9 protein-coding genes are annotated in these 13,583 nt (G+C 61.1%); 4 read left to right on the top strand and 5 right to left on the bottom strand.

The features are described 5' to 3' along the window. Positions 1 to 104: 104 nt before the first annotated feature. A complete protein-coding gene (locus tag ACTG2B_RS03795; protein ID WP_439995227.1) occupies positions 105 to 1,880 on the top strand; it encodes a M4 family metallopeptidase in 1,776 nt (591 codons plus the stop codon). Between the two features lie 32 nt (positions 1,881 to 1,912). Here ACTG2B_RS03795 and ACTG2B_RS03790 read toward each other — a convergent pair whose 3' ends face one another. Then, positions 1,913 to 2,806, bottom strand: coding sequence for a LysR family transcriptional regulator (locus tag ACTG2B_RS03790; protein ID WP_335827226.1), 894 nt, complete (start codon positions 2,804 to 2,806; stop codon positions 1,913 to 1,915). 92 nt (positions 2,807 to 2,898) lie between these two features. Here ACTG2B_RS03790 and mdtH point away from each other — a divergent pair, with 92 nt between their 5' ends. Both mdtH and ACTG2B_RS03780 read left to right on the top strand, forming a co-directional pair. After that, complete coding sequence (mdtH, locus tag ACTG2B_RS03785) at positions 2,899 to 4,095, top strand: multidrug efflux MFS transporter MdtH (RefSeq protein WP_005340523.1); 1,197 nt, start codon at positions 2,899 to 2,901, stop codon at positions 4,093 to 4,095. Between the two features lie 139 nt (positions 4,096 to 4,234). Continuing rightward, complete coding sequence (locus ACTG2B_RS03780) at positions 4,235 to 5,146, top strand: bifunctional helix-turn-helix transcriptional regulator/GNAT family N-acetyltransferase (protein WP_110304085.1); 912 nt, start codon at positions 4,235 to 4,237, stop codon at positions 5,144 to 5,146. 250 nt (positions 5,147 to 5,396) lie between these two features. Here ACTG2B_RS03780 and prfC read toward each other — a convergent pair whose 3' ends face one another. Continuing rightward, the gene (prfC, locus tag ACTG2B_RS03775) at positions 5,397 to 6,986 is read right to left on the bottom strand and encodes a peptide chain release factor 3 (protein WP_439996906.1); all 1,590 of its coding nucleotides are present in this window, start codon (positions 6,984 to 6,986) and stop codon (positions 5,397 to 5,399) included. A 429-nt stretch (positions 6,987 to 7,415) separates the two neighbouring features. Between prfC and ACTG2B_RS03770 the strand changes: the two genes are divergently transcribed. After that, positions 7,416 to 8,138 carry an SDR family oxidoreductase gene (locus ACTG2B_RS03770; RefSeq protein WP_439995226.1) on the top strand — a complete coding sequence of 241 codons (723 nt, stop codon included), beginning with the start codon at positions 7,416 to 7,418 and terminating at the stop codon, positions 8,136 to 8,138. Positions 8,139 to 8,279: 141 nt separating this feature from the next. Here ACTG2B_RS03770 and ACTG2B_RS03765 read toward each other — a convergent pair whose 3' ends face one another. The 3 genes from ACTG2B_RS03765 to ACTG2B_RS03755 all read right to left on the bottom strand — a co-directional run bounded on the left by ACTG2B_RS03765 (position 8,280) and on the right by ACTG2B_RS03755 (position 13,432). Next, positions 8,280 to 10,127 carry a diguanylate cyclase gene (locus tag ACTG2B_RS03765; RefSeq protein WP_439995225.1) on the bottom strand — a complete coding sequence of 616 codons (1,848 nt, stop codon included), beginning with the start codon at positions 10,125 to 10,127 and terminating at the stop codon, positions 8,280 to 8,282. A gap of 227 nt (positions 10,128 to 10,354) precedes the next feature. Further along, positions 10,355 to 11,809 (bottom strand): ATPase RavA stimulator ViaA, encoded by a 1,455-nt coding sequence (viaA, locus tag ACTG2B_RS03760; protein WP_439995224.1) that lies wholly within the window; start codon positions 11,807 to 11,809, stop codon positions 10,355 to 10,357. A gap of 9 nt (positions 11,810 to 11,818) precedes the next feature. After that, the gene (locus ACTG2B_RS03755; protein ID WP_335842191.1) at positions 11,819 to 13,432 is read right to left on the bottom strand and encodes an ATPase RavA domain-containing protein; all 1,614 of its coding nucleotides are present in this window, start codon (positions 13,430 to 13,432) and stop codon (positions 11,819 to 11,821) included. Positions 13,433 to 13,583 lie beyond the last annotated feature (151 nt).

Raw genomic sequence — 13,583 nt, 5'->3', positions numbered from 1 at the left:
GCGCTGTCACTTTTGACAGGGGGCACTTTCCCCCACCGGCACTAGCTTCAAAACGCCCGACCTTCGGTCGGTTTATCAACCTCATCGATTTAAGGAAAGAAGAGATGAATAAAATTTATCTGGCCGTTGCGCTGGCCTGCTGGGGAAGCGCCGCACTGGCGGCGCAAGAGGTAGAGATCAACGTAACGACAAACGGCATCCGGGCCATGACAGGCCTCAGTGCCGCGAGTGGTACCTTGCAGCTGGAAGATGGCGAGTTTCGTCAGGTGCGGGTGGTCAAGCTGCCCAACGGCCAGCAGCGGATCCGCTACGAGCAGGTCTGGAACGGCATCCCGGTAATGGGTCAGGTGGTGGTAGCTGACAAGAGCCTGAACGGCCAGCTGCAACAGGCCAGCGGGCGCATGCTGCGCCAGATCGATCAGGATGTTGCAAGCCCGGTCGCCACCCTCTCGCCACAGGATGCCGCCAGCAAGGCCAAGGCGGGCAGCAAGGGGAGCAACGAGCAGGTCAAACTCTACGTGATGCAGGATGAGAACGGGCTGGCCCGGCTGGTTTATCAGGTCTCCTTCATCGCCGAAGGTGACAAGCCAAGCCGCCCCTTCGTCATTCTTGATGCCCAGAGCGGTGATGAGCTCAAACGCTGGGAGGGGATCAACCACAAGGACGCCACCGGCCCGGGGGGCAACATCAAGACCGGCAAATACGTCTACGGCACCGACTTTGGCCCGCTCATCGTGGATGACAACTGCCGGATGACCAGCCCCAACGTCGATACCATCAACCTCAACCACGCCACCTCAGGCGGTGCCATCCACCAGTTCACCTGCCCGGAGAACCGGATCAAGGAGATCAACGGCGCCTACTCGCCCCTCAACGACGCCCACTACTTCGGCAACGTGGTGTTCGACATGTACCGCAACTGGTACAACACGGCGCCCCTCACCTTCAAACTGAAGATGCGGGTTCACTACAGCAAGAATTACGAGAACGCCTTCTGGGATGGCAGCCAGATGACCTTCGGTGACGGCGCCACCACCTTCCACCCGCTGGTGAGCCTCGATGTGGCGGCCCACGAGGTGAGCCACGGCTTTACCGAGCAGAACTCCGGGCTGATCTATTCAGGACAATCCGGCGGCATCAACGAGGCCTTCTCCGATATGGCGGGGGAAGCGGCCGAGTTCTACATGAAAGGGAGCAACGACTGGCTGGTCGGGGCGCAGATATTCAAGGGCAACGGCTCCCTGCGCTACTTCGAGGATCCGACCCGGGATGGCAGATCCATCGGCCATGCGGCGGATTATCAGGAGGGGATGGATGTACACCACAGCTCAGGGGTCTATAACCGCGCCTTCTACCTGCTCGCCACCAGCAACGGCTGGAACACCCGCAAGGCATTTGAAGTGTTCTTGCTGGCCAACCGCCTCTACTGGGGCGCCAACACCAACTACCAGCAAGGTGCCTGCGGCGTCAGCCGGGCGACCGCCGATCTGGGTTACAGTCAGGCGGATGTGGCACGGGCCTTCCAGACCGTCGGGGTCGATGCCAATTGCGGCAGCACGCCGCCACCGAGCGACAACATACTGCAAAACGGCGTGCCGGTGAGCAACCTCGCCGCCAACAAGGGTGGCAAGCTCAACTACACCCTGAACGTACCGGCGGGCACCAGGTCGCTGCAGATCAGCAGCAGCGGCGGCACCGGAGATGCCGACCTCTACGTCCGCTTTGGCAGCGCCCCCACCAGCAGCAGTTACGACTGCCGTCCCTACAAGGGGGGCAATAACGAAAGCTGCTCGTTCACCAATCCCAAGGCAGGCACCTGGCATGTGCAGCTGTCAGGGTTTTCCGCGTTCAGTGGCGTAACCCTCAAGGCCAGCTACTGATCCACCCGATGCGGGCCTTGTCCCGCATCGCTCTACTCATTGCGCCACCGTTTCGCCAGCGTGCGGGCGGTGGCCAACACGGTTTCCCTGGCCGGGTTGGGCCGCTTGCCACCGCGCCACGCCATCATCACATCCCAATGCTCTTGCGGCAGATTGCGCACATCGAGCCTGACCAGCCGCCCCACCTCCAGATCCCGCTTGATGGCCAGCTCCGGCATCAGGGTGATAAACCCGTGTTCCAGCGCCAGATCCCGCGCCGCACTGGCGGGTTGCACCGCATGCAGGGGGCTGGCGGCCCGCCGCAGCCGCCGCAACTGCTGGATAAAGACGTCACACCCCGGCCCCCATACCTGAGGCGCCAGCCGCTGGTCGGCAATATCCTCCAGGGTGAGGCCGTGACAACCGGCCAGCGGATGCAATGGCGAGGCGATAGCGATAATGGGGGAGCAACAGAGCAGCTCCATCTGCAGGCCCGCAACCGGCGGGCGCTTGAGCACAAAGCCGATATCGGCCTCCCCGGTCAGCAGCGACTGCATGATCTCGCCGGAGTGATCCGTGGTGCAGCGGATCTCAAACGGCTCATCCACCAGCTCCATCAATAGCGAGCCAAACACCACCGAAGTGAGGGATGGCAAGCTGGAGAGACGGATACAAGGCAGCGCAGGCGCCCCCTGCAGTGCCAGCCGCCCTTCGCTCAGGATCGCTAGCGCAGAGCGGGCCGATGGCAGAAACTCCTCGCAGGCACGGGTCGGCGTCACGCCGCGCCGATGACGCTGAAACAGCGGCGCCCCGAGGTTCTCCTCCAGCTGGGCAATGCGCTGACTCACCAGCGGCTGTGACCAGCCACGAATGGCCGCCGCCTGACTGAAGCTGCCCAGCTCGGCCACATCCAGCAGCAGTTGCAGATCGTCCAGATCCATAGACATAAATAATCCTGATATGAAATATAGGTAGTTGTCGTCTACCACTATATCTAAACCCTCTCCAGAATGAAGGTATCTGTGAATGAGAGGGCGTTATGGTCGATAGGGCGAGGTTTTGGGGACGCTGGTTTCTGGCGCTGGATACCACACTGGTGATCCTGGGTTTCTTTGTGGTGATGCCGATGATCAGCCTGCGCTTCGTCGATCAACTCGGCTGGGCGGCCGGTCTGGTGGGGCTGGCCCTCGGCCTGCGCCAGCTGACCCAGCAGGGGCTGGGGATCTTTGGCGGCTCCCTCGCTGACCGTTTCGGCGCCCGCCCGCTCATCGTCACCGGCATGTTGTTGCGCGCCGTCGGCTTCGCCACCCTGGCCTGGGCCGACAGTGGCGCCATGCTGATCTTCTCCTGCTTCCTCTCCGGACTGGGCGGTTGCCTGTTCGACCCGCCACGGGCCGCACTGGTGATCAAATTTACTCGTCCCCATGAGCGGGGCCGCTTTATCTCCCTGCTGATGATGCTTGAGAGTGCGGGAGCCGTCACCGGTGCCCTGCTCGGCAGCTGGCTGCTGCGCTTTGACTTCACCTACGTCTGCCTGCTGGGGGCCGGGCTCTTCACCCTGGCAGCACTCTGCAACTGGACCCTGCTGCCCGCCTACCGCCTCTCGGTCAAACCGACTCCGATGCGGGAAGGGTTGGGGCAGGTGCTGGCGGATCGCGCCTTCTGCCGACTGGTACTGATCCTGAGCGGCTACTACATGCTGTGGGTACAGGTGATGCTGATTTTCCCCATTCTGGTCAAGCAGCTCTCCGGCACCACCACGGCGGTAGGCTGGATGTACAGCCTGGAAACGGCGCTGTCACTGGCGCTGCTCTACCCCATCGCCCGTTTCAGCGAACGGCGCTATCGGCTGGAGAGCCGACTGATGGCAGGTATCCTGCTGATGACGGTGGGGATCGGGCTGGTCGCTTTCGTCAGCACCCTCTCCGGCATCTTCGTACTGCTGGCCTGCTTCTATCTGGGGATCATCATCTGTGAACCGGCCCGGGAGACCCTGATGACCCGGCTGGCCAACCCCACAGCCCGCGGCAGCTACATGGGCTTCAGCCGCCTCGGACTGGCGCTGGGGGGCATGACCGGCTACGTGGGCGGCGGCTCCCTCTATGACTTCTCGCTGCAACAGGGACAACCGGCCCTCCCCTGGCTGGTGCTCGGTACCATAGGCGTCGCCACCATGTTGCTGCTCGCCCGCTGCTTCTCCCGCCGCCCGGAGCTGGCTATCAGAGCAGCCGCCTGACGACCGCCCCTCCTGTGGCAGTCCCGCCAACGGGGCTGCCGCTTACCCCATATTCTGCAAGTCATCACAGCAAAAGGTTGCGATTTACAACTTTTACGCTATTTTAGTTGTCATGCACAACTAAATAGGAAACCACGATATGGATCCCCGTCCCCTGCGCGCCCTGTCACGCGACCTGGTTCGCGAACTCGGCATGCTCTCCCAGCAGTGCGGCAACCTGGCCCTCACCCCCATTGAGGCTCATCTGCTGATCGAGCTGGAAAACGCCCCGGCCACCAACCAGCAGCTGGCAGAAAAGCTGCACATCGACAAATCCAACGCCAGCCGTCCGCTGGCGCGCCTCGCCGAGCGGGAGCTCATCAGTTGGCACCCGCACCCCTCCGATGGGCGCAGCAAGGAAGCTCGCCTCACCGTCAACGGTCAGGGGATGCTGCTGGAGTTGCACCGGGAGATGGACGGGGCGATGGAAGAGATGCTGGCGCAGTTGAGCCTGCCCGAGCGGGAGCAGCTGTGGCAAGGGCTGCGGCTCTATCGCAGCGCCCTCTCCCGCGCCCGTCGCCAGCGGGGTTACCAGATCCGCCCCATCACGGCGGCGGACAATGCCCAGATCGCCTTGGTGATCCGAGCCGTCTCGGCCGAATATGGCCTCACCGCAGACAAGGGCTATGGGGTATCCGATCCCAATCTCGACACCCTCTCCCAGAGCTATCAGGGGGAGAAGAGTCGCTACTGGGTCATCGAAGGGCCGGACGGTTCCATCCTCGGCGGTGGTGGTATCGCGCCATTGGCGGGAGAAGAGGGAGTCTGCGAGCTGCAGAAGATGTACTTTATGCCCGCCCTGCGCGGACTGGGCCTTGGCAAGCGGCTGGTGTTGCAGGCACTGGACGAGGCGCGCGCGCTTGGTTATCAGCGCTGCTATCTGGAAACGACCGAGGTCTTGCGCGAAGCCACCAGCCTCTATGAATCACTGGGCTTTGAACACCTGCCCGGCCCCCTTGGCTGCACCGGCCACGGGGATTGCGAGATCTGCATGGTGCTGACACTGGGGTAACCCCCCTCATCCCCAACCCTTCTCCCGCAAGAGGAGAAGGGGGCAAAAACACTTCCGCGATCTTTCAGGCAGACCTCTGATGGTTCCCTCTCCCTCTGGGAGAGGGCTAGGGTGAGGGCTGCTTGCGACTGGTATATGCCGAACAATTCCCCCCTGCATCCCTCCTTAAACAGGCAAAACGGCACAAAACAAGAGACCCCGCCGAAGCGGGGTCTCTTTGATTATCTGCCAACAGGCAAACAAACCATTATCAGTGCTCGCGAGTCTGACGGAACTCCACGTCGGGGTGACGCTCCTGAGCCAGGCGCAGGTTGACCATGGTCGGTGCGATATAGGTGAGGTTGTCACCGCCATCGAGGGCCAGGTTGACCTCGTTCTTGCGCTTGAACTCTTCGAACTTCTTGACGTCAGTCCCTTCCACCCAGCGGGCGGTGGAGACGTTGACCGCCTCGTAGATGGCCTCGACGTTGTACTCGCTCTTCAGACGGGACACCACCACGTCAAACTGCAGCACACCGACCGCCCCAACGATGAGATCGTTGCTGATCAGCGGACGGAACACCTGCACCGCGCCCTCTTCGGAGAGCTGGACCAGCCCCTTGAGCAGCTGCTTCTGCTTGAGCGGATCGCGCAGGCGGATGCGGCGGAACAGTTCCGGTGCAAAGTTCGGGATACCGGTGAACTTGAGATCTTCACCCTGGGTGAAGGTGTCGCCGATCTGGATGGTACCGTGGTTGTGCAGACCGATGATGTCACCGGCGAAGGCGTCTTCCGCCTGCTCACGGTCACCGGCCATAAAGGTCACGGCGTCGGAGATGTTCACATCCTTGCCGATACGCACATGGCGCATCTTCATGCCCTTGCTGTAAGTACCTGACACGATACGCATAAAAGCGATACGGTCACGGTGCTTCGGATCCATGTTTGCCTGGATCTTGAACACGAAGCCGGAGAACTTCTCCTCGGTCGCCACCACTTCGCGGCTCTCGGCCTTGCGCGGCATGGGTGCCGGCGCCCAGTCGGTCAGGCCGTCCAGCATGTGGTCGACCCCGAAGTTGCCAAGCGCGGTACCGAAGAAGACCGGGGTCATCTCGCCAGCGATAAAGGCGTCGTGATCGAACTCGGGGGAGGCGCCCTGCACCAGCTCCAGCTCGTCGCGCAGTTGCCGGGCCAGATCTTCGCCGACGGCGGCATCCAGCTCCGGGTTGTTCAGCCCCTTGACCACCCGCTTCTCCTGAATGGTGTGGCCCTGACCGCTCTGATAGAGATAGGTCTCATCCTTGTAGAGGTGATAGACCCCCTTGAAGGATTTACCGCAGCCGATGGGCCAGGTGATCGGGGCGCACATGATCTTCAGCTCGCGCTCCACCTCGTCCATCACTTCCATCGGATCGCGCACTTCGCGGTCCAGCTTGTTCATGAAGGTGAGGATAGGGGTATCACGCAGACGGGTCACTTCCATCAGCTTGCGGGTCCGGTCTTCAACACCCTTGGCGGCATCGATGACCATCAGGCAGCAGTCGACCGCGGTCAGGGTACGGTAGGTATCTTCAGAGAAGTCCTCGTGACCCGGGGTATCGAGCAGGTTGACCAGACAATCGGCATAGGGGAACTGCATCACCGAGGTGGTGATGGAGATACCACGCTGCTTCTCCATCTCCATCCAGTCGGATTTGGCGTGCTGGCCCGAGCCACGGCCCTTGACGGTACCGGCGCGCTGAATGGCCTGTCCGAACAGCAGGACTTTCTCGGTGATGGTGGTTTTACCCGCATCCGGGTGCGAAATGATCGCAAAAGTGCGTCTCTTGGAGACTTCACTCAGAAATTCAGCTGACATAATTCAACGTTCTTCTATTGAGCGGTGGCATCAGCCACCGTGGGAATAAATCCGGAATGCCGCTCACGGCACATGTATACGCAACGAAAGCCACGCCAGCTGGCGTTTTGCCAACCTGGTGGAGAGAGGGAGGAGGGTTGCGTTACATGGGTCTTCTCGCCTGAGTCAAAGCAAAATTGCGCGACATTATACCCGCGCGAGTGAAAAATACCCAGCCTGACAAGAGATGATAATTTGGCCGCCCAGCCGTTACACAGGTTCCAACTGAACAGAAAATCAAACGCTCCGAATCGGATGGCAGCATCCGGACCACGTGGACTTGGCCCCCTCCCCATGCCAGCAACAACCACTCTTGATAAATTTTCATACTTGGACTTTCCCTATCCAGCTACAAATATGTAAATCGTATCTACATAATGGAGAGGTCATTACATGAAACATTCCACCCTACACAATCAACAGATCGTCATTATCGGTGGTACCTCGGGTCTTGGCCTAGCCACCGCCAAACAAGCGATCGAGCAAGGCGCCAAGGTCATTATCGGCGGTTCCAGCCGTGAGCAGCTTGCCACTGCACTGGCTGAACTGGGCCCAAGTGCCAGTGGCCATCAACTGGATATTCTCGACGTCGACTCCGTCAATCACTTTTTCAACCAGCTGGATTCGCTGGATCATCTCGTCATCACCGCCGCCGTCATGCGACCAGGCAGCTTTCTCACCGCTGCCATCGAGGATTTGAAAATCAACATGGACAGCCGCTTCTGGGGAAGTGTTCATGCGATCCGCGCCGCAGCACCCAAACTGTCCGAACGCGGCTCCATCCTGCTCACGTCCGGGATGGTGACGCGCCGCCCACAACTAGGTAAGGCACTCCCTGCCGTTGCAGCTGGCGCGGTTGAAACGCTGGCTCACAGTCTGGTGACTGAGCTGACCCCCCGTCGGATCAACGTCATCAACCCGGGCCCCATGCGCACTCCCATGCTGCTTAAAGCGCTGGGCAATGACCCACAAAAAGTGGCCGCAGTGGCGCAAAGCCTGCCGTTGAAACGCTTGGGAGAGGGAGAGGATTATGCGCAGGCCGCGCTATTCCTGATGAGCAATAACAACATGAATGGTGAAGTGCTTCACCTCAATGGCGGCAGCGCCTGGGCATAACGCCCTTCTGACGGTCTTCTGCGCTCGTGCTTGCCAATCTGTCATCGCAGGCAAGAACGAGCGCAGGGGACGAGCATCATCGCCGTATCAGAGTGCTCCCCAATGGCGATGACATCCTGCTGAGTGACAATACCCAGCCCGTCAATCATCTGTTTCCACCCGGTTGCGCCCCGCCTCTTTCGCACGATACAGCGCATTGTCGGCACGCTGGATCAGGGCCGCCAGATCCTGATCATCGTCTCGCAGAGAGGCACATCCGATACTGATGGTTACCGGGTACGACATGCCGGGCAGCGCCCGGTTGGCGACCGTGTGACGGATCCGCTCAGCCACCCGGCACGCCTCTTCAAGGCTGGTATCCGGCAGCAGGATCAAGAACTCCTCTCCGCCGGTACGCCCCAACTGATCCTGGTGCCGCAACTGACGCTCTGCCGCCCGAGAGACCCATTGCAGCACCCTGTCTCCTTGATGATGTCCCAGGGTATCGTTGATCCGCTTGAAGTGATCGATATCGAACACCAGCAGACAAAATGGCGAGTCCTGCCTGCGAGCCTGCGCCAACATATCGCTGCCCTGCCGTAGCACCCGACGGCGGTTGTTGATGCCGGTCAGCTCATCGGTAAAGGCCAGACGACGCATCCGACGGTTGCGATCAAGCAGCCACCCCATCGTCAGCAGCGCCAGTACCCCGCAGAGCACCATCACCACCAGCAGCCAGAAACGACGCTCCTTGACCTGCTCCAGCTCCTGCTGCTGCAGTCGCTGCTCGACTCGCAGTCGCTCGTTCTCACCCTCCTGACGGGCCAGTTCGAACTCGCCGCGAACCCAGGCCGTGCTCTGTTCCCGTAACAGCTGATCGAGCCGCTGCTCCTGCACCAGATGCTCCCGCAATGCGGCCAGTGCCGCCGGATAATCGCCTTGCAACTCGAGCGCCCGGCTGCGTACCCAGTAGAGCTCGAGCAAAAAGCGCACGTGCCCTTCCACCTTCAAAATCGGCTCAATCTTCTCAAGCGCACGCAAGGCTGGCACAGGTTCCTGCTCTTCGACTCTCAACCTCGCCCGCACCAGCTCGAGATGCGCGTGGAGGATGGGGTCAACGTCGGGAGAGAGCACCTCCGCCGCTTGTGCCAGCAAGCGTCCCGCATCAGCGGGGCGATCCAGCCCGAGCAGAGCCTCGGCCTGCATCACCATGCGTTCGGCATGCTCAATCAGATATTGAGGTTGATTATAAAAGGCCGCACTGCGTTCAAGCTCGCCCAGCGCATCCTGATAACGCCCGGTCTGCAGATAAACCATCGCCAGTTGATCGCTTAGCCTTGCCGAGCCAAATCCATCGTGACTTCTGGCAAAATGCTCGCTCAACCGGTTGAGGGTGGCGAGCGCTTCGGCATAGAGGCCCATACGACGAAATGTGGCTGCAATCTCGAGCTGCGCCTGGTGATACCAGGTGGGCAACCCCAGCTGTTCGTAGATATTGTGCGCCTTGGTGAGATCCATCAGCCCCTGGCCTGAGACCCCCTGAAAAGACAGCATGGCCCCCCGGCGGGCCAGCGCCAGCGCCTCCAGCTTTGGCAAGGCGGCCTCTCTTGCCAGCCGCAGCCCCTCATCGTAATCGTGACGAGCCTTCGCTACCTCGCCGAGCAGCTGATTGAACCAGCCGCGGCAAATCGTCAGCTCCGCCACGGCGGCGTCATCACCCTGCTCGCGCGCAATGGCAAGCATCCGCTCCGCATTGGCGATGGCAGTTCGGGACTCCTGCATGTCATCGGCCGATTGGGCCCAGCAAGCCAGACGACTGATCCGCATCTGCTGCGACGGCGGATAAGCGTTGCCGTCCCGCTGCAAACGGGCAACGCGTTCCCGCAACAACTCGATCGGCTGGTAGACCCGCTCCATCCCTCCCAGTTCATTTTCCAACTGCTCGGGGGACAAGGGTTTGGCTGCCAGCCCGAACACCGCCAGCAACAGCAGCAAGGCAAGTCGGCTCATACGCACTCCGGATCAATGGGAAAGATCATCGGGCAAGCCGATGCCGGAAAATCATCATCTTTTGCCCTGTAACAATGGTTGTAAAGGCTATCACCCGGACAGAGAGCCCGAATGGCAGGCTAGTCACATTTTACTGCGATATCATCGCGTTGGAATAAAAGCGGGGACGCACAGCGAAAAAGAGGGGGCGGGATAACAACTCAAGAGGGGTTGCCCCCTCCCGGTCACTAGTGATGCTGCCAGCGCCGCAGCAGTCGGCCGCGCAGGCCACAATCGAGCAGCCAGCTGTTGTCAAAAATCCGCAACAGCGCCTGCTTGGCGTGGCGGGACATGGCGACGGCGTGAAAACGGGTCTGACGCTGGCGATAGCGGTTCATCTGATCGAGCAGGGGATGAGGCAGGCTTTGGGCGATAAAGTCGGAGATGACCAGCACATCCGCCTTGGCAAATGCAGGATCATCGAGCTTGGCCAGCGCTTTTTCCAGGCAGGGCACCAGGTCGGTACCGCCGTGAAAACTCATGGAGAGGAAGCGCTCCGCCTTGTCCAGACCGGTATCTGCGGTGATCTCGAGGGTCGCCACCTCGGTGGAGAAGAGCATCAGGTAGCAGCCGCGCTTCTCATCCATCGCCACCTTGAGCAACGCCAGAAACAGCGCCTTGGCACACTCCTCGGGATATCCCCCCATGGAGCCCGAAGTATCGACGCAGACGATAAAGGGGCCTCGCTGCTGCAACTGCTGCCCCCCCTGCTCCGGAGTGCGCAGCATGATGCGTTGACGTGGCAAGGTGCCACGTGACTGGTAGCTGAGCAGACGCCGCTCCAGATAGCGGCGGTAGAACTCCAGCTCCAGCTCCGGTAGCCCCAGCATCACCGCCTCGCTTGGCAGCAGCCGCATCAGATCGTTCGCCTGATGGATCCCCACCAGATCGTCCGGCACATCGTCGCTGGGGGCGGATTCCAGCTCCAGCACCTGAACCGGCGGCACAGGTTGCTCCTGCGCCCGGCGATCCCGCTCGCTGCGCCCGAGCAGGCCGGCAATCTCCGCCAGCAAGGGCTCGCGCTGCAACATGCGGGCATATTGTTTGATCAGCACCAGACTGCGCTTGTGCCAGTGCCCCTGAGCCAGATCCCAAAGACCACCAGCGGAGATCTGGTTGGGATCGAGGGCATCGGCCAGGGTGCGGCTCGCCAGCAGCTGATCTTCAATCTCCTGACGCTGCTTCTCCCGCTCCGCTTCGGCGATCTGCTGCTGCAGTTGCAGCAGGCTTCCCACCAGACTGGCGCGCCACTTGTCGATAAAGAGCTGGCGCAGCCCCTCGGTGGGATGGGCCGTCAGCTGACGCACCAAGGATCTGGCCTCGCCGGCGAAGGGGCTGTACTGCTCCAGCGACTCCAGCAAGCCGGGCAGCCGACCAATCAGCTCGGTCATCGGCAGTTGCCGATGCGCCTGATAGAGCAGGTACTCCTGCTCCAGCGCCACCGGCACCGGCTTGTGGCGGATCTCCTCACCAAGCTGCTCACCCCAGCTATGCAGGCGCTTTTTCAACAGCTTGCCCTGTAGCGGAGAACGTTTGATAAATTCGGAAATCTTGGGCGAGGCCGCCAGCAGCGCCACCACCTCTCCCGCAAGCTCACCCTCTCCCATGAGAAGGCCCAGATCCAGCATGCCGATCTCAAGCATTAGCGCTCCTTACTCGTCCAGCCTTGGCAACCGCTCGCGCCACTGGGTCAGCTCGCTGCGCAGCAGTTCGAGATCCCGGTTCAGCACGAAGAAGCTGTCTTCCACCTGCTGCAGCCAGCGCTGGGCGATAAAGAGGTGTTGCTGGTGACGCTCGAACAGGCTGCGCTGCTGTTTGAGCTCCTGCATCACCTTGCCGACCTGAACCAGCTGCTCGTCGAGCGACTGCAACCAGGGCGCCAGCACCACCTCGGGGATGGCGTTGCGCTCCATCAAAACCAGCGGGATCTGCTGGCGCTGGATATCGAGCACCTGCAGCCGCAGCTCATCGTCCAGCACCAGCTCGTAATGGCCCTCTTTCGGGTTGCCGAACTCATAACCCACCAGCGCCTCACCGGTGGGGCGCCAGTGGGAGAGCAAGGTGCGATCGAACACAAGGGTGCGGGTGAGGCGCTCGGGATCGCTGCCATCCAGCGGCGCCGGGGTGAGCAGATGGAAGTGCACCTGCTTGCCGAAGGGTCTGGCATTGGCAAGCGGGATCTCGATACCCCGGGCCCGCCGGCCAAACCACTGCTTGCGCTGGCGGGCCTTTGTGCACAGGCGCTGGGCCACGCTCTGTTTGAGCTGTTTGAACTGATCCCGCAACGCCAGCAGCTGACGGGTCATCGCCAGTTGCTGATAGCCGTAAAGGCGGGAAAACTCGGTCATCATCTCCAGCAGGGCGGTGCGGGACTCCTCGTCATGCCAGAGACAATCCTTGAACAGCAGCAGATCTACCGGTGCGACCTCGTCACGGCCATTGAAGAAGGCGCTCGCCTTGATAAGCCGTACCGCCTTCTTCCAGCGGCGATCCGACACATAGCAGCGATGGGCCAGCTGGCTGTCGAGCTGCTGGCGCAGCTGATAGATAAGCTCGAAACAGGCATCCGGCAGGCGCACCTGTTCAATCTGGCTCTGCCACTGCTCGTACTCATCCCCCCGGATCTGCAGGGATTCCGGCAGATTCTGGTGGGCGTGACCATCGCTGGCCAGCATGGATTGAAAGTTGGCTTTCTCCTGCACCCGGTCCATCCAGATCCGCACCAACATCCGGTCGTAGAGCGCTTCCAGCCCGCTGTCCGGCGCCGGCAGCTCGTTGGAGGCAGTCACCAGCAAGCGCATCGGGATGGGGTGCTGGCTGTCGCCGTTGCGAAACTGCCGCTCGTTGATGGCGGTGAGCAGGGTGTTGAGGATGGCAGGGCCCGCCTTCCAGATCTCGTCGAGGAACACCACTTCGGCCTCAGGCAGATAACCTGTGGTGAGACGCAGATATTTGCCATCCTCTTTCAGCGCCTGAATGGAGAGGGGGCCAAACACCTCCTCCGGCGTACTGAAACGGGTCATCAGGTATTCAAAGTGGCGTGCGTCGTGAAAGGCCAGCTTGAGGCGGCGGGCAATCAGGCTCTTGGCGATACCGGGTGGCCCCAGCAAGAAGACACTCTCACCGCTGAGGGCCGCCAGCAGACCGAGGCGCAGGGCATCCTGCCGTTCGTAAAGTCCCTCACCGAGGGCGGCCAGCAGCCGGGGCAAGCGCTCCTGGATGGGAATAAGACGCGCAGGGTTCTGGGCTTGAGCTAAAGACGACATAGAGAGTGTTCCGAAGCTGGGATGATGTTAGCCCCAAGGTGCGATATCCATTTGCTCGACCTTGGGTTTTGTCTTGTTATGATGTTTATTCTGGTGTCTCTTGCCGCACAATACCCGCCTCTGGCAGGAAAAAACGCAAGGGCAGTGCGAT

The sequence above is a fragment of the Aeromonas sp. 30P genome, from assembly GCF_051919805.1.
In the GTDB taxonomy this organism is placed as follows: domain Bacteria; phylum Pseudomonadota; class Gammaproteobacteria; order Enterobacterales; family Aeromonadaceae; genus Aeromonas; species Aeromonas veronii.
The sequence above is the reverse complement of the archived record's forward strand: the minus strand, read 5'-3'. Positions and strand labels throughout refer to the sequence as shown.

Coding starts and splice junctions, on each gene's coding strand:
- ACTG2B_RS03795 (WP_439995227.1), top strand. CDS start 105: ATGAATAAAATTTATCTGGCCGTTGCGCTGGCCTGCTGGGGAAGCGCC.
- ACTG2B_RS03790 (WP_335827226.1), bottom strand. CDS start 2,806: ATGTCTATGGATCTGGACGATCTGCAACTGCTGCTGGATGTGGCCGAG.
- mdtH (WP_005340523.1), top strand. CDS start 2,899: ATGGTCGATAGGGCGAGGTTTTGGGGACGCTGGTTTCTGGCGCTGGAT.
- ACTG2B_RS03780 (WP_110304085.1), top strand. CDS start 4,235: ATGGATCCCCGTCCCCTGCGCGCCCTGTCACGCGACCTGGTTCGCGAA.
- ACTG2B_RS03770 (WP_439995226.1), top strand. CDS start 7,416: ATGAAACATTCCACCCTACACAATCAACAGATCGTCATTATCGGTGGT.
- ACTG2B_RS03765 (WP_439995225.1), bottom strand. CDS start 10,127: ATGAGCCGACTTGCCTTGCTGCTGTTGCTGGCGGTGTTCGGGCTGGCA.
- viaA (WP_439995224.1), bottom strand. CDS start 11,809: ATGCTTGAGATCGGCATGCTGGATCTGGGCCTTCTCATGGGAGAGGGT.
- ACTG2B_RS03755 (WP_335842191.1), bottom strand. CDS start 13,432: ATGTCGTCTTTAGCTCAAGCCCAGAACCCTGCGCGTCTTATTCCCATC.